The organism is Pseudarthrobacter sp. S6 (assembly GCF_050156575.1).
In the GTDB taxonomy this organism is placed as follows: domain Bacteria; phylum Actinomycetota; class Actinomycetes; order Actinomycetales; family Micrococcaceae; genus Arthrobacter.
This window is the reverse complement of sequence record NZ_CP189581.1, coordinates 1,988,766-2,013,539: the sequence shown is the minus strand read 5'-3', so window position 1 is coordinate 2,013,539 and position 24,774 is coordinate 1,988,766. Positions and strand designations below refer to the sequence as shown.

At 66.0% G+C, this 24,774-nt stretch carries 23 protein-coding genes and 1 riboswitch; of the genes, 1 reads left to right on the top strand and 22 read right to left on the bottom strand.

Features of this window, described 5'->3' with window-relative positions:
- Positions 1 to 48: 48 nt before the first annotated feature.
- The 10 genes from ACQCS0_RS09690 to hisI form a co-directional block, all read right to left on the bottom strand.
- Positions 49 to 1,506: a glutamate synthase subunit beta gene (locus ACQCS0_RS09690; RefSeq protein ID WP_354154260.1), complete on the bottom strand. Its 1,458-nt coding sequence runs from the start codon at positions 1,504 to 1,506 to the stop codon at positions 49 to 51.
- Positions 1,499 to 6,112 (bottom strand): glutamate synthase large subunit, encoded by a 4,614-nt coding sequence (gene gltB / locus ACQCS0_RS09685; protein ID WP_426940191.1) that lies wholly within the window; start codon positions 6,110 to 6,112, stop codon positions 1,499 to 1,501. The genes ACQCS0_RS09690 and gltB overlap by 8 nt, the downstream gene beginning before the upstream one ends.
- A 263-nt stretch (positions 6,113 to 6,375) precedes the next feature.
- Positions 6,376 to 7,530 (bottom strand): prolipoprotein diacylglyceryl transferase, encoded by a 1,155-nt coding sequence (gene lgt, locus ACQCS0_RS09680; RefSeq protein WP_354154262.1) that lies wholly within the window; start codon positions 7,528 to 7,530, stop codon positions 6,376 to 6,378.
- Positions 7,531 to 7,535: 5 nt separating this feature from the next.
- Positions 7,536 to 8,342 carry a tryptophan synthase subunit alpha gene (trpA, locus tag ACQCS0_RS09675; RefSeq protein ID WP_354154263.1) on the bottom strand — a complete coding sequence of 269 codons (807 nt, stop codon included), beginning with the start codon at positions 8,340 to 8,342 and terminating at the stop codon, positions 7,536 to 7,538.
- Entirely contained in the window at positions 8,342 to 9,748 is a 1,407-nt protein-coding gene (gene trpB / locus ACQCS0_RS09670; RefSeq protein WP_354154264.1) for a tryptophan synthase subunit beta, read from the bottom strand. The genes trpA and trpB overlap by 1 nt, the downstream gene beginning before the upstream one ends.
- 75 nt (positions 9,749 to 9,823) lie before the next feature.
- Positions 9,824 to 10,645: an indole-3-glycerol phosphate synthase TrpC gene (trpC, locus tag ACQCS0_RS09665; RefSeq protein ID WP_354154265.1), complete on the bottom strand. Its 822-nt coding sequence runs from the start codon at positions 10,643 to 10,645 to the stop codon at positions 9,824 to 9,826.
- Complete coding sequence (locus ACQCS0_RS09660; protein WP_056345635.1) at positions 10,645 to 10,932, bottom strand: HGxxPAAW family protein; 288 nt, start codon at positions 10,930 to 10,932, stop codon at positions 10,645 to 10,647. The genes trpC and ACQCS0_RS09660 overlap by 1 nt, the downstream gene beginning before the upstream one ends.
- A 117-nt stretch (positions 10,933 to 11,049) precedes the next feature.
- The gene (locus tag ACQCS0_RS09655) at positions 11,050 to 11,652 is read right to left on the bottom strand and encodes a Trp biosynthesis-associated membrane protein (RefSeq protein WP_354154266.1); all 603 of its coding nucleotides are present in this window, start codon (positions 11,650 to 11,652) and stop codon (positions 11,050 to 11,052) included.
- Positions 11,649 to 13,253, bottom strand: a complete 1,605-nt coding sequence (locus tag ACQCS0_RS09650) for an anthranilate synthase component I (RefSeq protein ID WP_354154267.1) — start codon at positions 13,251 to 13,253, stop codon at positions 11,649 to 11,651. Before ACQCS0_RS09650 ends, ACQCS0_RS09655 begins: the two co-directional genes overlap by 4 nt.
- A 148-nt stretch (positions 13,254 to 13,401) precedes the next feature.
- Complete coding sequence (hisI, locus tag ACQCS0_RS09645) at positions 13,402 to 13,809, bottom strand: phosphoribosyl-AMP cyclohydrolase (RefSeq protein ID WP_354154268.1); 408 nt, start codon at positions 13,807 to 13,809, stop codon at positions 13,402 to 13,404.
- A 136-nt stretch (positions 13,810 to 13,945) separates the two neighbouring features.
- Here hisI and ACQCS0_RS09640 point away from each other — a divergent pair, with 136 nt between their 5' ends.
- Positions 13,946 to 14,590, top strand: coding sequence for a TIGR03085 family metal-binding protein (locus ACQCS0_RS09640; RefSeq protein WP_354154413.1), 645 nt, complete (start codon positions 13,946 to 13,948; stop codon positions 14,588 to 14,590).
- A 102-nt stretch (positions 14,591 to 14,692) separates the two neighbouring features.
- Here ACQCS0_RS09640 and hisF read toward each other — a convergent pair whose 3' ends face one another.
- From hisF to def, 12 genes are all read right to left on the bottom strand, one after another.
- Complete coding sequence (gene hisF / locus ACQCS0_RS09635; protein WP_354154269.1) at positions 14,693 to 15,469, bottom strand: imidazole glycerol phosphate synthase subunit HisF; 777 nt, start codon at positions 15,467 to 15,469, stop codon at positions 14,693 to 14,695.
- A 58-nt stretch (positions 15,470 to 15,527) separates the two neighbouring features.
- Positions 15,528 to 16,388 (bottom strand): ATP phosphoribosyltransferase, encoded by an 861-nt coding sequence (hisG, locus tag ACQCS0_RS09630; RefSeq protein WP_104061999.1) that lies wholly within the window; start codon positions 16,386 to 16,388, stop codon positions 15,528 to 15,530.
- Between the two features lie 92 nt (positions 16,389 to 16,480).
- Positions 16,481 to 16,744, bottom strand: coding sequence for a phosphoribosyl-ATP diphosphatase (locus ACQCS0_RS09625; protein ID WP_028270786.1), 264 nt, complete (start codon positions 16,742 to 16,744; stop codon positions 16,481 to 16,483).
- Positions 16,745 to 16,857: 113 nt separating this feature from the next.
- Positions 16,858 to 17,343 carry a 6,7-dimethyl-8-ribityllumazine synthase gene (ribH, locus tag ACQCS0_RS09620; protein ID WP_354154270.1) on the bottom strand — a complete coding sequence of 162 codons (486 nt, stop codon included), beginning with the start codon at positions 17,341 to 17,343 and terminating at the stop codon, positions 16,858 to 16,860.
- 17 nt (positions 17,344 to 17,360) lie between these two features.
- Positions 17,361 to 18,092 (bottom strand): GTP cyclohydrolase II, encoded by a 732-nt coding sequence (ribA, locus tag ACQCS0_RS09615; RefSeq protein ID WP_354154271.1) that lies wholly within the window; start codon positions 18,090 to 18,092, stop codon positions 17,361 to 17,363.
- 10 nt (positions 18,093 to 18,102) lie between these two features.
- Positions 18,103 to 18,822, bottom strand: coding sequence for a 3,4-dihydroxy-2-butanone-4-phosphate synthase (ribB, locus tag ACQCS0_RS09610; RefSeq protein WP_354154272.1), 720 nt, complete (start codon positions 18,820 to 18,822; stop codon positions 18,103 to 18,105).
- Positions 18,819 to 19,454: a riboflavin synthase gene (locus ACQCS0_RS09605; RefSeq protein ID WP_354154273.1), complete on the bottom strand. Its 636-nt coding sequence runs from the start codon at positions 19,452 to 19,454 to the stop codon at positions 18,819 to 18,821. Before ACQCS0_RS09605 ends, ribB begins: the two co-directional genes overlap by 4 nt.
- Positions 19,454 to 20,551: a bifunctional diaminohydroxyphosphoribosylaminopyrimidine deaminase/5-amino-6-(5-phosphoribosylamino)uracil reductase RibD gene (gene ribD, locus ACQCS0_RS09600; RefSeq protein WP_354154414.1), complete on the bottom strand. Its 1,098-nt coding sequence runs from the start codon at positions 20,549 to 20,551 to the stop codon at positions 19,454 to 19,456. The genes ACQCS0_RS09605 and ribD overlap by 1 nt, the downstream gene beginning before the upstream one ends.
- Before the next feature lie 195 nt (positions 20,552 to 20,746).
- Positions 20,747 to 20,900: riboswitch (FMN riboswitch) on the bottom strand.
- Between the two features lie 40 nt (positions 20,901 to 20,940).
- Positions 20,941 to 21,621, bottom strand: coding sequence for a ribulose-phosphate 3-epimerase (gene rpe / locus ACQCS0_RS09595; RefSeq protein ID WP_354154415.1), 681 nt, complete (start codon positions 21,619 to 21,621; stop codon positions 20,941 to 20,943).
- An 18-nt stretch (positions 21,622 to 21,639) separates the two neighbouring features.
- Positions 21,640 to 23,205, bottom strand: coding sequence for a transcription antitermination factor NusB (locus tag ACQCS0_RS09590; RefSeq protein WP_354154274.1), 1,566 nt, complete (start codon positions 23,203 to 23,205; stop codon positions 21,640 to 21,642).
- The gene (fmt, locus tag ACQCS0_RS09585) at positions 23,202 to 24,122 is read right to left on the bottom strand and encodes a methionyl-tRNA formyltransferase (protein ID WP_354154275.1); all 921 of its coding nucleotides are present in this window, start codon (positions 24,120 to 24,122) and stop codon (positions 23,202 to 23,204) included. The genes ACQCS0_RS09590 and fmt overlap by 4 nt, the downstream gene beginning before the upstream one ends.
- Positions 24,119 to 24,697: a peptide deformylase gene (gene def, locus ACQCS0_RS09580; RefSeq protein WP_354154276.1), complete on the bottom strand. Its 579-nt coding sequence runs from the start codon at positions 24,695 to 24,697 to the stop codon at positions 24,119 to 24,121. Before def ends, fmt begins: the two co-directional genes overlap by 4 nt.
- Positions 24,698 to 24,774 lie beyond the last annotated feature (77 nt).

Genomic DNA, 24,774 nt, shown 5'->3' with positions numbered 1-24,774 from the left:
CATTGGTTAAGTTGTTGTGGAGGTGAATCCCCGGCGAACTGACTGGTATCAGAGAACCGTGATGGCCCTGTCCGCCGGAGCCACCGGCGCTGGCAGGATGGTGCTGCCCATGAGGAACTTGTCCACGGCGGCGGCACAGGCCCGGCCTTCGGCAATGGCCCACACAATGAGCGACTGCCCGCGGCCGGCGTCACCGGCCACGAAGATGCCCTCCGTGTTGGTCATGTAGTAGCCGTCGCGGGTCACGTTGCCGCGCCCGTCGAACTCGGCGCTGACCTGTTCGGTGATGCCCGCAGGCTCCGCTCCGGTGAAGCCCAGCGACAGGAACACCAGGTCCGCCGGGATGATTCGTTCGGTGCCGCCTTTGGGGAGCCGCTTGCCGTCAACGAATTCCGTTTCTGCAACCTTGACGCCGGTGAGCTTGCCGTTCTCTCCGACAAACTCCACGGTGGAGGCGAGGTACGTTCGTTCGCCGCCTTCCTCGTGGGCGCTGGCCATTTCGAACAGGGTGGGGAACGTGGGCCAGGGCTGGTGCCCGGCACGATCCGCCGGTGGCTGCTTGCCGATGGCCAAGGTGGTCACTGATGCGGCTCCATGGCGGTGCGCAGTACCGAGGCAGTCAGCACCGGTATCGCCACCGCCCAGGATCACCACGTGCTTGCCCTTCGCGTGGATCTGGTTCTCCACCGTCTCCCCCGCGACAACACGGTTGGCCGGCACCAGGTAATCCATGGCGAAGTGAACGCCTTCATAGTCACGGCCGGGGATGGGCAGGTCCCGCGGGACGGTAGCGCCAGTGGCAACCACGACGGCGTCGTAGCGGCGTCGCAGCTGCTCCCACGTCACGTCGGTGCCTACAGCGACGCCGGTGCGGAAGCGCGTCCCTTCGGCCTTCATCTGCTCAACGCGGCGGTCCACCTGCTCCTTTTCCATCTTGAAGTCGGGGATTCCGTAGCGGAGGAGGCCGCCGATCTTGTCGTCACGCTCGTACACCGCAACGGTGTGCCCCACCCGGGTCAACTGCTGCGCCACGGCCAGGCCGGCAGGGCCGGAGCCGACGACGGCAACGGTCTTTCCGGTCAGGCGCGTCGGAGGCAGCGGGTTGACCCAGCCGTTTTCGAACGCTTCGTCGATGATGGAGACTTCAACCTGCTTGATGGTCACCGCAGGCTGGTTGATCCCCAGCACGCAGGACGCCTCACACGGTGCAGGGCAAAGCCGGCCGGTCCACTCGGGGAAGTTGTTGGTGGCGTGCAGCCGCTCAATCGCTTCCTCGCCCTTGTCCCGCCAGGTGAGGTCGTTCCACTCGGGGATCAGGTTGCCCAGCGGGCAGCCCTGGTGGCAGAACGGCACGCCGCAGTCCATGCAGCGTCCGGCCTGGGCCTTCAGGACACCCTTTTCCTGCGCCTCGTAGACTTCCTTCCAGTCCATGATGCGGACCGGAACGGGGCGACGCGGCTGGGTTTCACGCTGGCGTACTTTAAGAAATCCGCGTGGATCAGCCACCGGTTACCTCCAGGATTCGAGCCCATACTTCTTCGCCATCGGGGTCAAGGCCCTCTTCGATGGCGTCCAGTCGGGTTTGCTGGACTGCCGCGTAATCGCGCGGCAGCACTTTGGTAATGCGGGCAGCCGTGTCGTCGAAGTTCTCCAGCAACCGTGCCGCGTGGAGCGATTCCGTTTCCTCGACATGCTTCACCAGCAGGCCGTGGACAATGTCCCGGTCTTCGGCGTCGAGTTCAACGAGCTGGAGTTCGCCGGACTGCAGCGCGTCCTTGTTGACCTGAGTGGTCTGCAGGTCCAGCACATAGGCCGTGCCGCCGGACATGCCGGCGCCGAAGTTGCGGCCGGTGCGGCCGATGATCAGCGTCTGCCCGCCTGTCATGTACTCGCAGCCGTGGTCGCCGATGCCTTCAACAACCGCGGTGGCTCCGGAGTTGCGGACCAGGAAACGTTCGCCCACCTGGCCGCGCAGGAACATCTCGCCGCTGGTGGCGCCGTAGCCGATCACGTTACCGGCAATGACGTTGCTTTCGGCCTTGAACACGTTGGTGCGGTCCGGCCGGACGATGATCCGTCCGCCGGAAAGGCCCTTGCCCACGTAGTCGTTCGAGTCACCGAAGAGACGCAGCGTGATGCCAGCGGGCAGGAAGGCACCCAGCGACTGTCCCGCGGTACCGGTCAGGGTGATGTCGATGGTGTCCGTCGCCAGCACGTCCGTGCTGAACGTCTTGGTCACGGTGTGGCCCAGCATGGTGCCTACCGAGCGGTCCGTGTTGATCACGTCCACCGCGATCTTCACCGGGCTGCGGTCGGTCAGCGCCTCCGTAGCCATGGTGATCAGCCGCTGGTCAAAGTGCTTGTCCAGCTCGTGGTTCTGAGAGGTCATGTTCCGCAGCGGAGCGTCGTCGTCGAACTCGAGCCCGTGCAGGATCGGGTCCAGGTCCAGGCCGTCGGCCTTCCAGTGGTTGACCGCTTCGCGGGCGTCCAGCACCTCGGCGTGGCCGATCGCCTCCTCGATGCTCCGGAAGCCGAGTTCCGCGAGGATCTCACGGACTTCCTCGGCCAGGAATTCGAAGAAGTTGACCACAAATTCGGGCTTGCCCGTGAAGCGGGCCCGCAACTCGGGGTTCTGTGTTGCGACGCCCACCGGGCAGGTGTCCAGGTGGCAGACGCGCATCATGATGCAGCCTTCCACCACCAGCGGGGCGGTGGCGAAACCGAATTCCTCGCCGCCGAGCAGCGCGGCGATCACAACGTCGCGGCCTGTCTTGAGCTGTCCGTCCACCTGGACCACCACGCGGTCGCGCAGCCCGTTGAGCATCAGCGTCTGCTGCGTCTCTGCGAGTCCGAGCTCCCACGGCACACCCGCGTGCTTGAGCGAGTTCAGTGGGGACGCGCCGGTTCCGCCGTCGTGGCCGGAGACGAGTACGACGTCGGCCTTCGCTTTGGTGACACCCGATGCCACAGTGCCGATCCCCACTTCGGAGACGAGCTTGACGTGCACACGGGCCGAGGGGTTGGCGCGCTTCGCATCGTAGATGAGCTGCGCGAGGTCCTCGATCGAGTAGATGTCGTGGTGTGGCGGCGGCGAAATCAGTCCGACGCCGGGTGTCGAGTGGCGTGTCCGGGCAACCCAGGGGTACACCTTCTGCGCCATCAGCTGGCCGCCTTCGCCGGGCTTGGCACCCTGGGCCATCTTGATCTGGATGTCATCAGCGTTGGTCAGGTACAGGCTGGTGACGCCGAACCGGCCCGACGCGATCTGCTTGACGGCAGAGCGGCGCTTCGGGTCGAGCAAGCGATCCACGTCCTCGCCGCCTTCACCGGTGTTGGACTTGCCGCCCAACTGGTTCATGGCGATCGCGAGGGTCTCGTGGGCTTCCTTGGAGATGGACCCGTAGCTCATGGCGCCGGTGGAGAAGCGCTTCACAACGCTGGAGACGGGCTCCACTTCCTCCAATGGAACCGCAGGACGGTCGTTCTTGAACTTGAGCAGCCCGCGCAGGGTCATCAGGTTCTCGGACTGGTCATCCACGCCCTTGGTGTAGGCCTTGAAAATGTCATAGCGGCGCTCACGCGTGGCGTGCTGGAGCCGGAAGACGGTCTCCGGGTTGAACAGGTGCGGCTCGCCGTCGCGGCGCCACTGGTATTCGCCGCCGCCCAGGAGCGGGCGGTGCGGCATTTCGATGCCGCCTTCGGGGTAGGCCATCTGGTGACGCGCTGAAACCTCGGCGGCGATGACATCCAGGCCCACGCCGCCCAGCTGGGAATGCGTGCCGGCGAAGAACTCGTCCACCAGTTCCTGTCCGAGGCCCAAGGCCTCGAACGTCTGCGCGCCGGTGTAGGACGCAACCGTGGAGATGCCCATTTTGGACATGATCTTCAGGACGCCCTTACCGAGGCCCTTGATCAGGTTGTAGACGCCGTCCCGCGGCGTGACCCCAACAACGTCACCGGCGGTGATGAGCTGCTCCACTGACTCCATTGCCAGGTACGGGTTCACGGCAGAGGCGCCGTAGCCGATCAGGACAGCTACGTGGTGCGTCTCGCGGACGTCGCCGGCCTCGACCACCAGTGCGGTCTTCGTGCGGTTGGCGCTGCGCAGCAGGTGGTGGTGCACGGCGCTGACCAGCAGCAGCGAAGGAATCGGGGCCCACTGCGCGTTCGAGTCACGGTCGGACAGCACAACGTACTGCACGCCGCGGTTGATCGCGCCTGACACCTGCTCGCAGATCTCGGTGAGCCGGGCACGCAGCGCGTTCTCGCCGCCTTCGGAGCGGTAAAGGCCGCGGACCTTCATGGCTACCCGGTCGCCGTCGGGCGTTTCGATGTTGGCGATCTTAGCGAGCTGGTCGTTGTTGATCACGGGGAACGGCAACATGACCTGCGGCTGGCGGACCTGCTTGGTGTCCAGCAGGTTGCCGTTCGGGCCGATGGCGCACGTCAGCGACGTGACCAGCTCTTCCCGGATGGCATCCAGCGGTGGGTTGGTGACCTGCGCGAAGGACTGCACAAAGTAGTCGAACAGCAGCCGGGGACGCTTGGACAGCACCGCAATCGGGGTGTCCGAACCCATGGCACCCAGCGGCTCGGCGCCGGTGCGGGCCATCGGGCCGAGCAGGATCTTGAGCTCTTCGGTGGTGTACCCGAAGGTCCGCTGGCGGATGTTGACGGACGCTGCGGTGTGGACCACGTGCTCGCGCTCGGGGAGGTCCTTAAGGTCAATCAGGTTGTCCTTGACCCACTCGGACCACGGGTTAGCGGCAGCGACCTCGGCCTTGACCTCTTCGTCATCGATGATGCGGCCGGCTTCGGTGTCCACCAGGAACATCTTGCCCGGGGAAACCCTGCCCTTTTTGACCACCTTGGAAGGTTCGACGTCGATCACGCCCACCTCGGAGGCGAAGATGATCAGCCCGTCTTCGGTGATCCAGTAACGTCCGGGGCGCAGGCCGTTGCGGTCCAGGGTGGCACCGACGAGGTTGCCGTCGGTGAAGGAGACGGCCGCGGGGCCGTCCCACGGCTCCATCAGCAGGGAGTGGTATTCGTAAAACGCCCGCCGCGCCGGATCCATGGTGGCGTGGTTTTCCCAGGCCTCGGGGATCATCATCATGATTGAGTGCGTGATGGGGCGGCCGGAGAGCCAGAGCAGCTCGGCGACTTCGTCGAAGGACGCGGAGTCTGACGCACCAGGGGTGCAGATGGGGTACAGCTCTTCCGGGGACTCCCCGAGCAGCGGGTTCGCGAGCTGCGACTGGCGGGCGCGCATCCAGTTCCGATTGCCCTTGACGGTGTTGATTTCACCGTTGTGGGCGATCGTCCGGAACGGCTGGGCCAGCGGCCACGACGGGAACGTATTGGTGGAGAAACGCGAGTGGACGATCGCCAGCTTGGTCTTGAAACGTTTGTCTGAAAGGTCCGGGTAGAACGGCTCCAGCTGGGCCGTAGTGAGCATGCCCTTGTAGACGATGGTCCGCGAGGACAGCGACGGGAAGTACACGCCGAACTTGTTCTGGGCGCGCTTGCGGATCCGCCAGGCGCGTGAGTCCAGCTCGTTGGGGTCCAGGTCCTCGCCGGTTGCCGAGGCCAGGAAGGGCTGTGAGAAGTAGGGCATGCAGGCGCGGGCCATGGCGCCCACGAGGTCAGCGACGATGGGCACTTCGCGCCAGCCGAGCACGGTCAGGCCTTCATCGGAGGCAAGGCCCTCAATGCCGGCCTTGGCGGCGTCAGCTTCGCGCTGCTCGGCAGGGAGGAAGGCGGTACCGGCCACGAACTGTCCCGGTGCGGGGAGTTCGAATTCTGTGACGGCACGGAAGAACTCGTCCGGGATCTGCATCAGCAGGCCGGCGCCGTCACCTGTTCCCTCGTCGGCACCCACAGCTCCACGGTGCTCCAGGTTGCGGAGCGCGGTCAGGGCGGCGTCGACAATGTCGTAGCCGGGCTCGCCGCGGAGCGTGGCTATGATCGCCAGGCCACAGGCGTCTTTTTCGTTCTCTGGGTTGTATAGACCCCGGGCCTCGGGCAGCGCGGCGAAGCGCTTGAACGGCGACATGGCAGCCTCAGGCTGGTCCGGTTCGGACCAGCTGGGAGTGTGAAGAGTTTGACTCATGGGAGACGTCCTTCCTCCTGATCGTGCGTATGGAAGGGACACCGTTGGCCCCACTCGTCAGCGCCTCCGTGATGGGCACAACAAAGTGTTATTTACAGGAAATTGTAGGCCAGACCGGCCTGCTGAATGAACAGTTACGCAGGCCCCCGGCCCGGGCTTGACCGGCCAGCTGCTGTCTGCTGAACGGATGGGCCCTGTTGCCACGACGCTGTGGTGTGTGGGCGCTCCGAGTGTTGACTCTGCTACCCTGCCGTGCTGGCGTCCTACTTGCTTGTGCCAGCCTCCGGCGCGGATTCCGTTGCCTTGTGGCCGGAACTTCCGGATACCGGCGACTCCGGAGTTGGCTGGTCGCCGTCCCCGGATGCCGGGTCCTCCTCCGTTGGGGCGGAAGGGATCCGGGCACCATTTTGGTTATCTGGGAGATTATCACGCGATTCACTATCTGAGACAGGAAAGTCCGCATCGCGGACGGAATCCTTTTCTTCTCCCGCAGCGTCAATGACGTCGTCTGCTGCCGGTGCGCGGCCGGCCAGGAACGGTGTGTCCGGTTCCGGGCGGCCTTTCAGTCCCACGAGGACAAACACGATGAGTGCTGCCACAAAGACAAAGATGCTGGTGCAGACGTTGAGCCTGGTGGTGATGCCGAAGAGGTTGATCTGTTCGGCGTCGTCGATCCGCATCGCTTCGATCCAGACCCGGCCCAGGGTGTAGTACATGGCGTAGAGCCAGAAGAGCCGGGCACGGCGGAAGTCGAATCGGCGGTCCAGTGCCAGCAGGATGAGCACGCCGGCGACGTTCCAGAGCGACTCATACAGGAACGTGGGGTGGAAGAGGGTACCAACCGGCATGCCGGCCGGAAAGTTGGCGTTGTCCGCATCAATCTGCAGGGCCCACGGCAGGGTGGTGGGCCCGCCGAAAAGTTCCTGGTTAAAGTAGTTACCCCATCTCCCAATGGCCTGGGCCAGCAGCAGTCCGGGCGCAGCGGCGTCCAGGAAGGCGGTGAGTTTCACGCCTGTCCGGCGGCACCCGATCCAGGCGCCCAGGACGCCCAGAACCACGGCGCCCCAGATTCCGAGTCCGCCACGCTGGATCTGCGGGATGAGCCACAGATCCCCGGTCCCGTCGAAGCCGGGCCCGAAGTAGGCGTCCGGAGAGGAAACCACGTGATAGAGGCGGCCGCCGATGATGCCAAAGGGAATCGCCCAGATGACGATGTCCCAGACGCTGCCTTCGGGCGCACCGCGGCGGGCCCACCTGACGGACGTAAGCCACAGGCCCGCGATGATCCCGGCGAGGATGCACAGGGCATAAGCGTGGATCCGCAGAGTCCCCCACGGCAGCGGGATGTCGAAGCCGGACCAGTCCGGGCTGGGGATGCTGGCCGGCACCAGGGCTGCGGCCTGAAGGAGAATCTGCATTGTGGTTAGGCTTCTTCCCTAACGAGTCCCGCGCTCAGGTCCCGGGTGAGGTCCGCGACGGCGGCGACTCCCCCGTCACGGATGGCGGCCACGAGCGCTGTGCCAACGATGACACCGTCCGCGTAGGCTGCGATCTCGCGGACGTGGCTGGCGTTGGAGACACCGAGTCCCACGCACACGCGTTCGGCACCGGCGGCGTGCGTGTCGGCGACGAGCCTCTCTGCGCTGCTGCTGACAGCCTGGCGCGTACCCGTCACGCCCATGATGGAGACGGCGTACACGAAGCCCCTGCTTGCCTTGACCGTCATGGCCAAGCGTTCGGGGGTGGAGGACGGCGCTACGAGGAATACGCGGTCCAGTCCGTACTTGTCCGACGCAGCGAACCATTCCGATGCTTCGTCCGGGATGAGGTCGGGCGTGATGAGCCCGGCTCCCCCGGCCTCGGCCAGCCGGCGGGAGAACTCGTCCACACCCAACCGGACCACGGGGTTCCAGTAGGTCATCACCAGCACGGCGACGTCTGTGGCCGCCGTAATGCCGGCTACCACGTCAAAGACGCTTTCGACCCGGAATCCGTTGGCTATCGCTTCGGTGGTGGCAGCCTGGATGACAGGGCCGTCCATGACCGGATCCGAGTAGGGAATACCGATTTCGATCAGGTCGGCACCGTTCTTCGCCATGGCAATGCCGGCGTCGATGGTGGCCTGGACGTCCGGGTACCCGGCAGGAAGGTAGCAGACGAGCGCTGAGCGTCCGGCGTCCCGTGCTCGGTCGATGGCGGCGGCGGACTTGCTGGCCGTCTGTTCAGTCATCAGTTCTGGTCCTCGTTATTGTCCGCGGCGCTGCTGGCAAGAGCAGCTGTAGCGGGAACGGCTTCAGTCTCTGCCCGGTCGGCAGGCCCCTTGGGCTTACGGGTAGACAGGTTGGTGCCCTTGACCTTGCCCTCCTCATCGAGCATGTCAAACCATTCCGCGGCGGTCTCAACGTCCTTGTCGCCACGGCCGGAAAGGTTCACAATAATCACCGTTTCGGACGGGTTGGCAGTGCCTTCGGTGAGGCGCTTGCCAACCTTGATGGCACCCGAGAGGGCGTGTGAGGACTCGATGGCGGGAATGATGCCCTCCGTCCGGCACAGCAGCTTGAACGCATCCATTGCTTCGCTGTCGGTGATGGGCTCATAACTGACGCGTCCAATATCGGCCAGGTAGGCGTGCTCCGGGCCAACACCCGGGTAGTCCAGGCCTGCCGAAATCGAGTGCGACTCGATGGTTTGGCCGTCGTCGTCCTGCATGAGGTAGGAGCGTGCGCCGTGCAGGACACCGGGCTTGCCAAGGGTGATGGTGGCTGCATGCCGGCCGGTATCCACGCCGTCGCCGCCGGCTTCAAAGCCGTAGATCTTAACGGACGGATCATCCAGGAATCCGTGGAAGATGCCGATTGCGTTGGAACCGCCGCCGATACAGGCGCAGACGGCGTCCGGCAGTTTGCCGGTCTGCTCCAGGATCTGGGCGCGGGCTTCCTCGCCGATGACCTCGTGGAAAAAACGGACCATGGCCGGGAACGGGTGCGCCCCCGCGGCGGTACCCAGCAGGTAGTGGGTGTTGTCCACGTTGCTGACCCAGTCCCGGAGGGCATCGTTGATGGCGTCCTTAAGGGTCTGCGAACCGTTCACCACGGGCACCACGGTGGCGCCCAGCAGCTGCATCCGGGCGACATTCAGCGCCTGCCGGCGGCAGTCCTCGGCGCCCATGTACACAACGCATTCCAGGCCAAGGAGCGCGGCGGCGGTGGCGCTGGCAACACCGTGCTGTCCGGCACCGGTCTCGGCGATGACGCGGGTCTTGCCCATGCGCTTGGCCAGCAGGGCCTGGCCCAGGACGTTGTTGATCTTGTGGGATCCGGTGTGGTTGAGGTCTTCCCGCTTGAGGAAGATCCGTGCGCCGCCGGCGTGCTCGGAAAATCGCTTGGCTTCGGTAAGCAGCGACGGGCGGCCGGAGTAGTTCTTGTTCAGGTCGGCGAGCTGGGCCAGGAATTCGGGATCTGCCTTGGCCTTTTCAAAGGTGTCTTCGAGCTCGTCCAAGGCGGCGATGAGAGATTCCGGCATCCAGCGCCCGCCGTAGCCGCCGAAGTATGGCCCCGGGGCGTGCTTCAGCGAGCCGCCCTGCAGGAAAGCGTCCGCAGTGTTGTTGTCAGCGTTTTCTGAGGGTGCGTCAACCATCAGTCTCACCGTCCTGTTCCAGTTGATCGTTCGGAAGTATTGTGCCGCCGGCCCCAGGGCCAGCGGCTGCCCGGACTAGGCCCGGGCTGCGATGGCGGCAGCGCCGGCTGCCGCGAATTCGGCGATCCGGTCACGCGGCGTGGCGTCGCTGACCAGGGCCTCGCCCACCAGGATGGCGTTGGCACCCTTGGCGGCGTAGTGCGTCACGTCGTCCACGCCGCGCACACCGGATTCGGCGATGACCAGCGCTTCAGCCGGAATCAGTCCGGCGAGGGAGGCGAAAACTGAACGGTCGACGTCGAGCGTCTTCAGGTTGCGCACGTTCACGCCGATGATGCGCGCCTCAGCCGCCACTGCCCGTTCGATTTCCGCTTCCGTGTGCGTTTCCACGAGCACATTCATGCCGAGTTCGCGGCTGAGCGCGCTGAAGTCCCGGAGCTCGCTGTCGGAGAGCGACGCCACGATGAGCAGGATCAGGTCCGCGCCGTGGGCGCGGGCCTCCCAGACCTGGTACTCGACGAGCGTGAAGTCCTTGCGGAGCAGCGGAATGTCGACGCGGGCACGCACGGCGTCCAGGTCCGCAAGGGAACCGTTGAAGCGCCGCTGTTCGGTGAGGACGCTGATCACGGCTGCGCCGCCGTCGGCGTACTGCTCTGCCAGCGATGCCGGATCCACAATTGTGGCGAGGTCACCCTTGGACGGGCTGCGCCGCTTGATTTCCGCGATGACCTTCAGCTGGTCCCGCTGCACGGAGGTGCCACCGAGGGCCGCCCAGGCGTCGCGGGCGGGTGCCGCGGCCGCAGCCATGTCCTTCAGTTCCGCGAGCGGAACGAGACGCTGCCTGGCCTCCATATCCTCCCTGACACCGGCATTGATGTCATCGAGAACAGTCGCCATCAGTGGCCGGAGCTCTTCAGCTTGCTGCCTTCGACACCGTAGCCGGCCTTGCGCATGATGTAGCCAAGGATGAGGCCGAGGACCATCACGGCCGCGCCCGCGATGAAGATGGGGGTGTTGGCAATGACAAAGGCGATGGACGCGATGAGGGCGCCGACCAGCATAACGATCACGCAGGTCCAGGCCGCGGGGCTGTTGCCGTGGCCAAGTTCCTGGCTGTGGTCAACGACGCCGGGGGCAACGGTCCGGGTGCCTGATTTCGATACGGAAGCGGGTGCTTTGCTCATGTGAATCTCCTCGGGATGAATACTGCTTACATTCTGCCATTTTTTGGCCGCGACCTGACCATCGGCAGACCGGGCTCAGGTTTTAGCGGGCTGCATGGCTATGGCTGAGAGCGGGGTTCAGGTGGGGTCGTCGCCGCGCGAGAGCCGGTCCCAGCCGTCGATCTCGTCCACAGGACCAGTGGCGGCGGCCGCGCTGCCGGCGGGCGCCCCATAGGTGGCCGCGTCATATTTGGTCCGCGATTTCCAGTGCCGGCCAGCGGGGATGATCAGCAGGGCGGCCAGCGCCAGCAGGGTGGCGGCGGCGACGGCGAGGACAGGGAAGGCGGTAACAGCCACTTCCGCGTGGCCGCCGGTGACCCCTGTGGCAGCGGCGATCGAACCCTGCGCGGCGCCCAGCGGGTCAGCCAGCACGGTGGCGGCCGCGGCGATGATGCCTACGGAGGCAAGCACGATGAGGGCGATGATGACCCACCGAGCGAACTTTCCGGCGATGGAGGCTGCCAGTCCGCCTGCCAGGGCAACGACGGCCAGGGCCGTCACCGCGGTAGCGGCTTTGCTGCCCTGGACCGGAAGGGTGTTCTGGTCCCCCGCGACCTGGCCCACCTGGTTGGCGTCCAGGCTGACAGTGATCCAGGTCTGGGTGGTGGCTCCGAACACGGCCAGGGCAAGGACGGCAATCAGCAGTACCAGCGTGGATTTCCTGGCCCAGGCCGGCGTCATACGGCGCCCTGGCTTTCACCGGCGGAGGTGCCGGCGTCGCTGGTCTGAGAGGTGCCGGGGAGCGATTCCGCCGCAATGTTATGCAGCGATCCGGCGGTGTGCACGGCCCGGAGCGGAGCGGCGGCCTTGTTCACGGTCTCCAGCGCTTCTGTGGGGTTCACCGAGTCCGCCACGATGCCGCCGCCGGCCTGGACATAGGCGCGTCCTTCGCGGAGAAGGGCCGAGCGGATGGCAATGGCCATATCCATGTCGCCGGCGAAGTCGAGGTAGCCCACCACCCCGCCGTAGATGCCGCGGCGGTGCGGTTCAAGCTCGTCCAGCAGGCGCAGAGCCCGGGGCTTCGGGGCACCGGACAGGGTGCCCGCGGGGAAGGTCGCTTTCAGGACGTCGTAGGCGTTGGCGGCCGGGGACAGCTTTCCCACCACGGTGGAGACCAGGTGCATGATGTGGCTGAAGCGCTCCACCTCCATAAACTGGGTGACGTCCACGGTTCCCGCGAGGCAGACCTTGGACAGATCGTTGCGGGACAGGTCCACGAGCATCAGGTGTTCGGCGCGTTCCTTCTGGTCGGCCAGCAGTTCCTCCGCGAGGGCTTTGTCTGCCTCCACGGTTTTGCCGCGGGGCCGTGAACCGGCGATCGGGTGGGTGATGACTTCCTCGCCGGTCACCGTCACCAGAGCCTCGGGCGAGGACCCCACGATCGAGTACTCCCGCCCGTCGGCGTCCTCGAGGCTGAAGATGTACATGTACGGGCTGGGGTTGGTGTTCCGCAGGACCCGGTACACGTCAAGCGGCGAGGCCCCGCATTCCATCTCGAAGCGGCGTGAAATCACCACCTGGAACACTTCGCCGTCCACAATGGCTTCCTTGCCACGGTCAAGGGCGGCCAGGTACGAGGGTTCGTCCCACCGTTCTTCGACGCTGGCAGCGAAATCCAGGGCGGCGGGTTCCAGTACGGAGACCGGCTGGGCCACGGGCGTGCTGATCCGGGTGAGGAGGGCCTTGACCCGTGCTACGGCATCTTCCCAGGCCTCGTCCACACGGTCGGAGCTGCCATCGAAGTTGATGGCGTTGGCGATCAACAGCACGGTGCCGTCATGGTTGTCGTGCACTGCCATGTCGGTGACCAGGTTCAGCGCCATCTCGGGCAGGTGGAGGTCATCCTCCGGCGGGCTGGTCAGCCGTTCCCAATGGCGGACGGTCTCCCAGCCCAGGAAGCCGACGAGTCCGGAAGTGAAAGGCGGCAGCCCGTCAAACCTGTTGGTCCGCAGGGCTTCGATGGTGTCGCGGATGGCGTCCACGGGGTTGCCGTCCAGGGGCACGCCCGCAGGTGGCTGGCCCAGCCAGTGCGCCTGGCCGCTCTTGGTGGTCAGGGTTGCCCGGGACTTCGCGCCGATGAAGGAATACCGCGACCACGTGCCACCCACCGCCGCGGACTCCATCAGGAACGTGCCGGGCTGGCCTTGCGCCAGCTTCCGGTAGAGGCCGATAGGCGTTTCCGCGTCCGCCAGCACTTTAAGCGTGACGGGGATGACCCGGCTGTTGCCGGCGAGTTCGCGGAACTCCTCGAGGCCCGGGCTGATGATTCCAAGGTCCTGCATGGCTATTCTTCGCCGCCTGTTCTTGTGTGTCGACTGGTGACTGCCGCCGGGGGGGGGGGGGGGGGGGGGGGGGGGGAGGGAACCGCGCCAGTCATTGCTGCCAATAAGTGTGTGCCCACGGGGCGGTCATCTGCCCATGGGCCGTGGATCAGAGCGCCTCGCCGGTCTGGACGTCCAGGTCCCTGCCGTCGAAGCAGGTCCGGGTGCCGGTGTGGCATGCCGCGCCGACCTGGTCCACGCGGATCAGGAGGGCATCGCCGTCGCAGTCCACGGCAACGGATTTGACCCACTGGACGTGGCCGGAGGTGTCGCCCTTGCGCCAATACTCCTGGCGGGAGCGGGAATAGAACGTGACCCGGCCGCTGGTCATGGTGCGGTGCAGTGCTTCGTCGTCCATCCAGCCCAGCATCAGCACCTCGTTCGTATCGAACTGCTGCACGACGGCGGCCACGAGCCCGGCGCCGTCACGCTTAAGCGCGTCCGCGATGGCGGGTGGAAGCGGGCTTGTGGCGGGGGCCGGGACAATTACGGGGGCGGAGGCGGGCTGCTCAGACATCAGACCAAGTCTAGTGCCTGATCAACGGCCACCGAATATGCACAAGCGGGCATGCAACCAGAGTGTGAACAAGGGCACCCCCCGGCTGACGTTTCCGCTGCCCAACTTCGCTGCTCTCGTGCTAGTTTCACAAGTGATGCATTTCGTCGAACCGTCCCGAGAAGTCCTGGCCGAAACCCTGCTGGCGGCCGGCCCTGATGCCCCCACCCTCTGCCGAGGCTGGCGCACCAGGGACCTTGCCGCGCACCTTTACCTGCGCGAACGCAAGGCGGCCGTGGGCCTGGGCCTCATCATCAAAAGCCTGTCCAAGGCTTCTGATAAAGCCACAGCCAGGCTCGCGGCGAAGCTGACAACAGGTGCCGACTACACCGGCCTGGTGAACACCTTCCGCGGCGGCCCGCCGGCGCTCTCTCCCATGAACATCAAGGCATTGGACGAGAGCTCCAACCTGATCGAATATTTCGTCCACACCGAGGACATCCGCCGGGCCGTGGACCGCTGGGCGCCGCGCGCCCTCGACGAGGCCTATTCGGACGCCCTCTGGGACGAGCTGATCAAACGGGCAGCCATTCTTTACCGCGGCGTGGACCTGGGAATTGTGCTGGTGCGCCCATCCGGGCCGCGGCACGTCGCCAAGCGGGCACCCGTTTCGGTGGCGATCGTTGGTGAGCCGGGCGAACTGCTGATGCACGCCCACGGACGGACCCGCCACGCCTTGGTCACCTTCGAAGGCCAGCCAGACGCCGTCGCCCTGCTGCAGTCAGCAGAAGTCGGCCTCTAACTAAAGCAACGCGGGGTCACTTAGCGCCCATCCCGGAAGGGATTACGGGCGCTAAGTGACCCCGCGTTTGTTGGGCCCACGTCCGCAGGGAGCAGGTGCGAACTAACGGACGTCGAAGCCCGCCTCGCGGATGGCCTGCTTGACCTGGGACATCATGTTGTCCGGTCCCCAGTGGAAAATCGACGCAGCCAGGACGGCGTCAGCTCCGGCGGCAACGGCAGGCGGGAAGTGCGCCGGTTCCCCGGCGCCGCCTGAGGCAATGATCGGCACTTTCACCGCTGCCCGGACCATACGGATCAGTTCCAGGTCAAAGCCGTCCTTGGTGCCGTCGGCATCGATGGAGTTGAGCAGGATTTCGCCGACGCCGCGGTCGGCGGCCTCCCTGGCCCACTCGATGGCGTCGATCCCGGTACCCGTACGCCCACCATGGGTGGTCACTTCAAACCCCGATGGCGTGGGCCGGGACCCCGGGCGGGTCCGGCGGGCGTCCACTGACAGGACCAGCACCTGCGAACCGAAGTGCCGGCTGATTTCGTTGATGACGTCCGGCCGGGCAACGGCGGCTGTGTTGATGGAGGCCTTGTCCGCGCCGAAACGCAGGAGCTTGTCCACCTCGGCGACGCCGCGGACACCGCCGCCCACGGTCAGGGGGATGAAGACTTCCTCGGCCGTGCGGCGGACCACATCGAAGGTGGTTTCACGGTTCCCCGAGGATGCTGTGACGTCCAGGAACGTCAGTTCGTCGGCGCCCGCATTGTCGTAGCGGTGGGCCAGCCCCACCGGGTCGCCCGCGTCGCGGAGCCCCTCGAAGTTGATGCCCTTCACAACGCGCCCGGCGTCGACATCGAGGCAGGGAATGACTCGTACAGCTACAGCCATGGGGACTCCTGGAATTCTCGGGTGGATTCTGCGGCGCGGCGTGAACCGGGAAGCACGCTCAGATACGGCAGGCGTGGATGCTGCTGACCAGGATGGCGCGGGCGCCGAGGTCATAGAGCTCATCCATGATCCGATTGGTTTCCTTCTTCGGAACCATGGACCGAACAGCCACCCAGTCGGAGTCGCGCAGTGGCGAGACGGTGGGCGATTCCAGGCCGGGAGTCAGTGCGGCGGCCTGTTCCACGAGTTCCTTGCGGATATCGTAGTCCATCAGCACGTACTGGCGCGCCACGAGGACGCCCTGCAGGCGGCGGATCAGGACTTCAATCTCCTTGACGGTGCCGTTCGCGGCGCCACCATCGCCGGTGCGGCGGATCAGGACAGCTTCTGACTTAAGGATCGGCTCGCCGAAGATTTCCATCCCGGCGGCCTTGAGGGTGTTGCCCGTTTCCACGACGTCGGCGATGGCGTCCGCTACGCCGAGGCGCACGGAGGACTCCACGGCGCCGTCAAGCCGGACTACCTTGGCGTTGATGCCCCGCTCGGCGAGGTAGCCGCGGAGCAGCCCGTCGTAGCTGGTGGCGAGGCGCTTGCCTTCCAACTCTTCAGCGGCGGCGAAATCGCCCACGGGTCCGGCGAAGCGGAATGTGGACGCAGCGAAGCCCAGGGGCAGCAGTTCCTCGGCCTCCACCTCGGCGTCAAGCAGCAGGTCGCGGCCGGTGATGCCGACGTCGAGGGTACCGCGTCCGACGTACACGGCGATGTCGCGCGGGCGGAGGAAGAAGAACTCAATGTCGTTGTCAGGGTCCATCATGACCAGCTCGCGGGTGTCGCGGCGCTGGCGGTAGCCTGCTTCGGACAACATGGCGGAGGCGGCTTCGGACAGGGAGCCCTTATTGGGTACGGCTACTCGCAGCATGGGGTCTTTCTTGGTTGGGAGGTCTATGGATCGGGCAAACGGGCCACGCAGGGCACCGGCAGGCAGCTCTCGGCCGCCGGGCGCCGCAGTGGCTACAGATGCTTGTAGACGTCTTCCAGGGTCAGTCCTTTAGCGAGCATCAGAACCTGCAGGTGGTAGAGCAGCTGGGAGATTTCCTCAGCCGCGGCCTCATCGGATTCGTACTCAGCGGCCATCCAGACTTCGGCTGCTTCCTCCACGACTTTCTTGCCAATGCCGTGGACTCCGGACTCCAATTCAGCGACGGTGCGGGAGCCTGCCGGGCGGGTGGCTGCCTTCTCACTCAGTTCAGCGAACAGCGTCTCGAAATTCTTCACGCCCTACAGCCTACTTGCTGCCGGCCCGGGGGCGCCTTTCGGGCCGCTGCATGACGGGCGCGATGTGAGCGAACACACACCGCATCCGTCCGCATGCTGACAACAACCGGCTGCTACTTGTACTGCTTGAGGAGCACTGCGGTGGCCAGGGCCGCCGTCACTGCCTCGTGGCCCTTGTCCTCGCTGGAGCCCGGCAGGCCGGCACGGTCCAGTCCCTGCTGTTCCGTATCGCAGGTCAGCACGCCGAAGCCCACCGGCACGCCGGTGGAGACACTGACATCGGTCAGTCCCGACGTCGCCGCCTGGCAGACGTATTCAAAGTGCGGCGTACCGCCCCGTATCACGACGCCGAGGGCCACCACTGCGTCAAAGTGCGGTGCCAGCCGCGCGGCGGCGACGGGAAGCTCGAAGGCACCGGGAACGCGCAGTACGGTGGGTTCGCTGATGCCTGCATCTTTGGCGGCGCGCAGGGCACCGTCCAGCAGTCCGTCCATGATCTGGGTGTGCCAGCTGGCTGCCACAATGGCCAACCGCAGCTGCGACGTTTCCGCAGGGTTGAGGGTGGTGAGGTCAATATCTGGTGCGCCTTGTCCGCTCATGCGTGAATCTGGTCCGTTCAGTTTTGGTCGTGGTCGAAATCGTCGGCGGCGCCGCTTGGCACCGTGACAATGTGTGTGTCCAGCGTCAGCCGGTGCTCCATGCGGTCCTTTTTAGTCTGCAGGTAGCGGATGTTCTGGTCACGGGACGGCACCTCTGTGGGCACCATTTCCACCACCTTCACGCCGGCTTTGGCGAGCCTGTTCTTTTTGTCCGGGTTGTTGCTCAGGAGCCGGATCTCGTGGAGGCCCATCTCGGCCAGGATCTGGGCGGCCGCCTTGTAGCAGCGGGCGTCCACCGGCAGCCCCAGCTGTTCGTTGGCCTCCACGGTGTCAAAGCCCGCTTCCTGGAGGGCGTAGGCCTTGATTTTGTTGGCCAGGCCTATCCCCCGGCCTTCCTGCCCGCGCAGGTACAGCAGCGTGCCGCCGAACTCGTTGATCAGCTCCAGGGCATAGGCCAGCTGTTCGCCGCAGTCACAACGGTAGGAGCCGAAGACATCGCCGGTCAGGCACTCGGAATGCAGCCTGACCAGCGGAGCAACGCCATCCTTGGGCGGGTTGGGCGAGCTCACCGCCAGGTGCTCGACGCCCGTGACCAGGTCTGTCCACGCTTGGGTGATGAAATCGCCAAAGGCCGTGGGCAGCTGCACAATCGGACCGCCGCTCACGGGGTGGTGGGTCCGGCCATTGCCGGCCGCCCCCTGATGGTGGCCGTTCTGGTGGCTGTCGTCCGAAACTCCGGAAGCCGTCATCATTACTCCTCTACTCCGCCCGGGCGTCCGGCCCGGTGTCACTGTCGGCGGAAGACCCGGCCCCTGATTCAAGGTAGGCCACCAGATCCTCAATCGAGATCAGGGGGCACCCATGTTCAGCGGCAAATCCGCGCAGCCCGTCGAGCCGCATCATTTCACCGTCGTCGTACACAACCTCGGCGATCACGCCCACGGGCTCCAATCCGGCGAGCCGGCAGAGGTCCACGGCCGCTTCGGTATGGCCAGGGCGTTCCCGCACTCCTCCGTTAACTGCCCGGAGCGGGAAAATATGCCCGGGCCGGGTCACGGCCGACGGCCCGGCGCCGGGGTCTGCGAGGACGCGGGCCGTGAGGGCCCGGTCAGTGGCGGAGATTCCGGTGCTGACACCCACCGCCGCGTCGCAGGAAACGGTGTACGCGGTACCCTTCGCGTCCTGGTTCACGGCCACCATTGGCGGCAGTGCCAGGGCGTCGGCTCGCTCCCCGGGCAGGGGGACGCAGATGACGCCGGAGCTGTAGCGGATGGTCCATCCCATGAGGGCGGGGGTCGCATGCTGTGCGGCGAAGATGATGTCGCCTTCGTTTTCGCGGTCCTCGTTGTCCACCACAAGCACGGGCCGGCCGGCGGCCATGGCGCGGATGGCATCTTCCACGGGATCAAGTCCGAAGGTTGCGCTCGTCGGCACCGGGCCGGCGTCCGCGGCCGGTTCCAGCCGGACGGTGGCGTTCATCGTTCGCCCCCGGTGGTTGCGACGGTGCTGAATGCCAGTAACCGTTCGGTGTATTTGGCCAGCACGTCGACTTCAAGGTTGACCCTGCTGCCGGTGTTCTTGGCCCCCAGGCCGGTCTCCGCCAGCGTGGTGGGGATCAGCCCCACTTCGAACCAGGGCTGCGGCTCCACGGCCGGGCTGACTGCCGTGACGGTGAGCGAGACGCCGTCTATCGCGATGGAGCCCTTCTCCGCGATATAGCGCGCGAGGTTGGCTGGCACACCGAAGCGGAGTCGCTCCCAGTTGCCGAACGGCTCGCGCTCCAGCAGCTGCCCGACGCCGTCGACGTGGCCCTGGACGACGTGGCCGTCCAGCCGGCCGCCGGCGGGGACACAACGCTCAAGGTTCACCGAGTCACCGGTGGTAAGTTCGCCGATGGTACTGCGGACGAGGGTTTCGCCCATCACGTCAACACTGAATTCTTTGCCGTCGATTGCGGTGGCCGTCAGGCAGACTCCGTTGACAGCGATGGAGCCACCCAGCCCGAGACCTTCGGTGCTGCCGGGCGCGCGAAGGCGGAGCGTTGCGCTGGCATCCCCGTCCCGCTCCACGGACAGAATCTGTCCCTGCTCGGCAATAATTCCGGTAAACATCAGTAGCCTCCCATGGCTGGTTCCGCGGCAGTGCGGGCTAGTTGTGGTTCAAAAGCTTCGGTTGGTTCTGGTCGGAGGTGCAGTCTCAGGTCCCGGCCCAGGGTGAGGACGGAGCCGCCGTCGGAAGGGTCCCAGTCCCAGTGCCGGGCATCCGCGAGGGTGGTGATTCCGAGTCCGTTGAGGGCGGGAGTTCCGGAGCCCAGCAGGGTGGGGGCAACGTAGACAATGAGTTCGTCCACAAGTCCGGCAGCCAGGAATGAACTGAGGATGCGTGAGCCGCCTTCCACCATGACGTGGCGGACTCCCACTGCGTAAAGAAGCGAGAGCGCCTCCCGGGGATCCCGCGTGGCGAGGTGGAGCACATTATCGTCATCACCGCGGACGGCGGCGTCGGCCGGAATGTCGCGCAGGCCCATCACGGCACGCAGCGGCTGCTTGCCCGATGCCGCTCCGGACTCGTCCCGGGCTGACAGCCGGGGGTTGTCCACCACAACGGTCTGGCTCCCCACGAGGATGGCGTCAATTCGCCGCCGGAGCCCGTGGTTGTCAGCGAGCGACTCCGGCGAGGAGATCCACTGGCTCGTGCCGTCCTCGGCGGCGATCCGGCCGTCCAGCGTCTGGGCGATATGCAGCGTCACAAACGGGCGTTGTGCGGCCACTCCCAGGAACCACTGACGGTTCAACTCGAACGACTCGCCGGCAGCGAGCCCGCTGCGGACCTGCACCCCGGCATTCCGGAGGGTGGCCGCGCCGCCCGCCGCAGGGTCATGCGGATCGTCGACGGCGTAGACCACGTCCGTGATTCCGGCACGAATGATCGCCTGGGTGCAGGGCCCCGTGCGGCCGCTGTGGTCACAGGGTTCCAGCGTGATCACCATTGTGCAGCCGCTCAGGTCCAGCCCGGCGGCCTCTGCCTGGGTGATGGCGTCCGCTTCCGCGTGGGGCGTGCCGGCGCCGCGGTGATAGCCGGTCACCAGCTGGTGGCCGGCAGCATCGATGACGACGGCGCCCACCAGCGGATTCGCTCCGCGCGGACCCTGCAGGGCTGCTTCGAGCGCTGCCTCCATGGCGGCGGTTTCGGCGGCGCTGAACGCCATGACGTTTTCGATCCGGGTCACGGGGCAGCCACCGGTTCGGCGGCTTTGGTTCCCGGACCATGGGAAATCCTGGCTTCAAAGAGCCATCGCAAGGGGTTCATGTGTGTTGTCGTTCCTTCCCTCTAAAACCGCGATGGCTCCGGGGGTATACGACAGCAGAAGACCGCAGCGCCAAAGGGCGCCGCAGATACAGCTGTACGTGCTTCTCTCATCCAGACTTTAACTGTCGGTACCGGAATTTCACCAGTTCAACCGTCCGCCGGTTCCTTCCCTGAAGGGGAAAGCGCCGACTCGCGGGTCGCGGACTATCACCGCCGGTTCGGACTTACACCGACCCCGGAGCACGTATTGTGTGTTGCTATTGTGCCATAACCACAAGGTGGCCCAGACTATTCCGCGGTCGCAGCACGTAACTTTATGCTGCCGGCTTCGCGGAGCCGTCCGATGGCTGCAGCCGGGTCTTCCGCGCCGTAAACAGCCGAACCCGCGACAAAGACGTTCGCGCCTGCTTCGGCCGCCCGCAGAATGGTTTCCTCGGTAATGCCGCCGTCCACCTGGATGGCGACATTGATTCCGGAGCCGTCAATGGCTGCCCGGGCCCTCCGGATCTTGGGTAGGGTGAAGTCCAGGAACGCCTGGCCGCCGAACCCCGGCTCCACGGTCATGATCAGGAGCATGTCCAGTTCCTCGAGCATGTCCAGGTAGGGTTCCACGGCTGTGGCAGGGCGCAGTGCCATGCCGGCCTTAGCGCCGCGGGCCCTCAGTTCGCGGGCCAGTTTGACCGGTGCAATGGAGGCCTCAGCGTGGAAGGTCACGGAGGCCAGCCCGGCGTCGGCGAACCCCGGCGCCCAGCGGTCGGCGTCGGAGATCATCAGGTGTGCGTCCAGCGGGACGGGGCTGACCTCCTGGATCCGTTGGACCACGGGCAGGCCCAAGGTGAGGTTGGGGACAAAGTGGTTGTCCATAACATCCACGTGCACGGCGTCAGCGTTGCTGATGCGCTGCAGTTCGGCTTCGAGGTTGACGAAGTCGGCGGACAGCATGCTGGGGTTGATGCAGCATTGTGGCATGGGGGAACCTTTCACGGGTCAGGCTTTCTTCCGGATGAGGGCCAGGAACATGGCATCGGTGCTGTGGATGTGCGGCCAGAGCTGCGCGGTGTGTTCGTGCCCGGCGTCCAGGTGGCCGGTCAGGCTGACGCCGTCCAGCACAGCGCCGGCGTCGATCAGTTCTAGGTCCTCGCGCTTGCGCAGCGCATCACTGACGACGGCGGTGGTCTCGGCGGGGTGCGGTGAGCACGTCACATAGGCCACGACGCCGCCGGGTTTGACAGCAGCAAGTGCGGACTTGAGCAGTTGGCGCTGCAGCGGTCCGAGGTCCGTCAGGTCCTTGGGGGTGCGCCGCCAGCGCGACTCGGGGCGGCGGCGCAGGGCGCCGAGCCCGGTGCAGGGCGCGTCGACGAGGACACGGTCAAAGCTCTCCGCCATCTCCGTGCCGACCTCGCGGCCGTCGCCGGTGCGGACATGCCAGATCTCGTGCGGAACTGCGGCCAAAGCCTGCCTGACCAGCTTGGCGCGGTGCGGTGCGGGCTCGTTAGCCAGCAGGGTCGCGCCCTGCTGTCGGGCCAGGGCGCCGAGCAGCGCGGCTTTGCCGCCGGGACCGGCGCAGAGATCGAGCCAGCGTTCGCCTGCCCCGTCGTTGCCGGTACCAAGGTCGACGGCGGCCATTGCGCGGGCCACCAGCTGGGAGCCGACATCCTGGACGCGCGTGCTGCCCTCCCTAATGGAGGCGAGCCGGCCCAGGTCGCCGCCGCTGGAGAGCGCCGAGCCTTCAACAAGTTCACCCAGTGTGGCCCCTCCTTCCAGCGCTTCATCCAGGCTGCCCAGGCCTGGCAGTGCAACGAGGTTGACCACCGGAGCTGCGTTATCGGCTTCCAGCAGGTCGTTGATTTCGGTGGCTGACCGCCCGTGGGCCACCAAGGACTGGCGCATGGCCCGGACAATCCATTCGGGGTGGGCGTAGCGAAGGGACGCGATGGTGGTTTCGTCGCTTTCACCGGCGACGAGGACCTCAAGCCATTCCTCCAGCGTGTGCGCCGTGACTTTCCGCAGCACCGCATTGATCAGGGCGGAGGGTCCGGCGCCGATGACGGCGCGGGCCAGACCAACGGTCTGATCCAGGGCGGCGTGGGCCGGGACGCGCATGGCCAGCAGCTGATGGGTGCCGATCCGCAGGGCGTCGAGAATGGCCGGGTCAAGCTGGTCCAGCGGCCGGTCAACGCAGCGGGCCAGGATGGCATCGTAGGTGCCCTGGCCACGCAAGGCCCCGTAGCTGAGCTCGGTGGCGAAGCCGGCGTCGCGCTTGTCCAGTCCGTGATGGCGGATGCGGGACGGGAGCACCAGGTTGGCGTAGGCGTCCTCGGCAGCTACCGCGCGCAGGACTTCAAAAGCCACCAGCCTCGCCGGGTCAGCCCGGCGGGTCCGCTGCGCCGGGGCGTTTTCGGTGAAGCTCCGCTGGGAGGGGCGGTTGCGTTCGCGGCCCTGGGCGTTGCGCTGGCTGGAGTCCCGCGGCCCGCCCTTGCCCCGCCCGCTGTTGCCCCGTCCGCCACCGGGGGCGCCGCTTCCGCTGCCTGCATTACCGCCGGATTCGCTCATTCGAAGACCACGCTTTCCAGTGTTGCCATGCCACGCGCCCAATCGGCGGCGGCCATCATCTTTTTGCCCGAAGGCTGGATCCTCGTCAGCTCCACAGCATGGGATCCGGTGCCCACCAGGACGCTTTTCCCGTCGAGGAATACTGCGCCGGGCTGCAGGTCAGTGTCACCGGGCCGGAGCCGGACGGGTTCGAGTTTGACGCGCTGTCCGTCCATGGTGGTCCAGGCACCTGGCTCGGGGGTTACGCCGCGGGCGCGCCTGCCGATCGCCAGGGCGGGCTGCTTCCAGTCAAGCCGGCCGTCATCGATGGTCAGTTTGGGGGCCAGCGAAACGTCGCCGACCTGCAGCTGCGCAGCTGCCCTCCCGGCCTCGACGGCGGACAGTGTCTGGGCAAGAAGCACGGCCCCGCTGTGGGACAGCCGCTCCAGCAGTGCTCCGGCGGTGTCTTCAGGGCCAACGCCTTCGGTCAGCGTTCCGAAGACCGGGCCGGTGTCCAATCCTTCCTCCAATAGGAAGGTGACTGCACCGGTAACGTCGTCGCCTGCCATTACGGCCCGCTGCACGGGGGCAGCGCCACGCCAGGCGGGAAGCAGGGAAAAGTGCAGGTTAATCCAACCGTGCGGGGGAACATCCAGGGCGGCGCGCGGAATCAGTCCGCCGTAGGCAACGATGGCAGCCACGTCCGGCTTGGCTGTGGCGATCTTCGCCGTCACGGCCTCGTCCACGCGGGCGGCGTGGATGATATCGATTCCCAGCTCGGCAGCGCGGGCTGCAACGGGCGACGGCGTCAGCACCCGTTTGCGCCCTATCGGTGCGTCCGGACGGGTCAGGACCGCAACGATTTCAAAGCCGGCCGCAATCAGGGAATCGAGGGAGGGGACCGCCACGGTTGGGGTGCCGGCAAAGACTACCCTCATGTGGTGGTGCCGCCGCCGAAGCTGGCGCCCCCGAAACTGGACCCGACCGTCTTGGCGCGCTTCGTCGTCGTGCGTTCCGTGATGGCGTCATAGTTTGCATTGCGGATGGAGCGCAGCGCCGTCTTCCGGTCCACGCCTTCCAGCCTGTCGGTGAACAGGATGCCGTCCAGGTGGTCCGTCTCGTGCTGGAAGCAACGGGCCAGCATGCCCTCCCCCTCTACAGCGACAGGATTCCCGTTGAGGTCGACGCCAGTGGCGCGGGTGGCGCGGAAACGCCGGACCGGGAACGCTAGGCCAGGAATCGACAGGCAACCTTCAACCTGGTCCGCCTGGAAGTCCTCGCTGTTTTCCAGGACCGGATTGATGATGTGGCCCTCCACGCCGTCGATCCGGTAGGTGAAGACCCGCTGGCTGACGCCAATCTGCGGGGCAGCGAGGCCGGCGCCGTCAACGTCCTCCATGGTTTCCATCATGTCCGCAACCAGTTTGGCGAGCTCAGGACCGAATTCTGTCACGGGATCGGCCACTGTGCGGAGCACAGGATCACCAATGATGCGGATATTCAGAATGGCCATGTGCTGTCTTTCCTCACGGTGGGCGTTAATGGCGAACCTATCCAGTTTAGGTGCAGGGGCACCAGCCGCGGGACTGG

Coding starts and splice junctions, on each gene's coding strand:
- ribA (WP_354154271.1), bottom strand. CDS start 18,092: ATGACGGCTTCCGGAGTTTCGGACGACAGCCACCAGAACGGCCACCAT.
- ACQCS0_RS09660 (WP_056345635.1), bottom strand. CDS start 10,932: ATGAGCAAAGCACCCGCTTCCGTATCGAAATCAGGCACCCGGACCGTT.
- trpC (WP_354154265.1), bottom strand. CDS start 10,645: ATGGCGACTGTTCTCGATGACATCAATGCCGGTGTCAGGGAGGATATG.
- ACQCS0_RS09650 (WP_354154267.1), bottom strand. CDS start 13,253: ATGCAGGACCTTGGAATCATCAGCCCGGGCCTCGAGGAGTTCCGCGAA.
- ACQCS0_RS09590 (WP_354154274.1), bottom strand. CDS start 23,205: ATGAGCGAATCCGGCGGTAATGCAGGCAGCGGAAGCGGCGCCCCCGGT.
- hisG (WP_104061999.1), bottom strand. CDS start 16,388: ATGCTGCGAGTAGCCGTACCCAATAAGGGCTCCCTGTCCGAAGCCGCC.
- hisF (WP_354154269.1), bottom strand. CDS start 15,469: ATGGCTGTAGCTGTACGAGTCATTCCCTGCCTCGATGTCGACGCCGGG.
- hisI (WP_354154268.1), bottom strand. CDS start 13,809: ATGTCTGAGCAGCCCGCCTCCGCCCCCGTAATTGTCCCGGCCCCCGCC.
- ACQCS0_RS09640 (WP_354154413.1), top strand. CDS start 13,946: ATGCATTTCGTCGAACCGTCCCGAGAAGTCCTGGCCGAAACCCTGCTG.
- lgt (WP_354154262.1), bottom strand. CDS start 7,530: ATGCAGATTCTCCTTCAGGCCGCAGCCCTGGTGCCGGCCAGCATCCCC.
- fmt (WP_354154275.1), bottom strand. CDS start 24,122: ATGAGGGTAGTCTTTGCCGGCACCCCAACCGTGGCGGTCCCCTCCCTC.
- ribB (WP_354154272.1), bottom strand. CDS start 18,822: ATGAACGCCACCGTCCGGCTGGAACCGGCCGCGGACGCCGGCCCGGTG.
- ACQCS0_RS09605 (WP_354154273.1), bottom strand. CDS start 19,454: ATGTTTACCGGAATTATTGCCGAGCAGGGACAGATTCTGTCCGTGGAG.
- trpA (WP_354154263.1), bottom strand. CDS start 8,342: ATGACTGAACAGACGGCCAGCAAGTCCGCCGCCGCCATCGACCGAGCA.
- def (WP_354154276.1), bottom strand. CDS start 24,697: ATGGCCATTCTGAATATCCGCATCATTGGTGATCCTGTGCTCCGCACA.
- ribH (WP_354154270.1), bottom strand. CDS start 17,343: ATGAGCGGACAAGGCGCACCAGATATTGACCTCACCACCCTCAACCCT.
- rpe (WP_354154415.1), bottom strand. CDS start 21,621: ATGCCACAATGCTGCATCAACCCCAGCATGCTGTCCGCCGACTTCGTC.
- ribD (WP_354154414.1), bottom strand. CDS start 20,551: ATGGCGTTCAGCGCCGCCGAAACCGCCGCCATGGAGGCAGCGCTCGAA.
- gltB (WP_426940191.1), bottom strand. CDS start 6,112: ATGAGTCAAACTCTTCACACTCCCAGCTGGTCCGAACCGGACCAGCCT.
- ACQCS0_RS09655 (WP_354154266.1), bottom strand. CDS start 11,652: ATGACGCCGGCCTGGGCCAGGAAATCCACGCTGGTACTGCTGATTGCC.
- trpB (WP_354154264.1), bottom strand. CDS start 9,748: ATGGTTGACGCACCCTCAGAAAACGCTGACAACAACACTGCGGACGCT.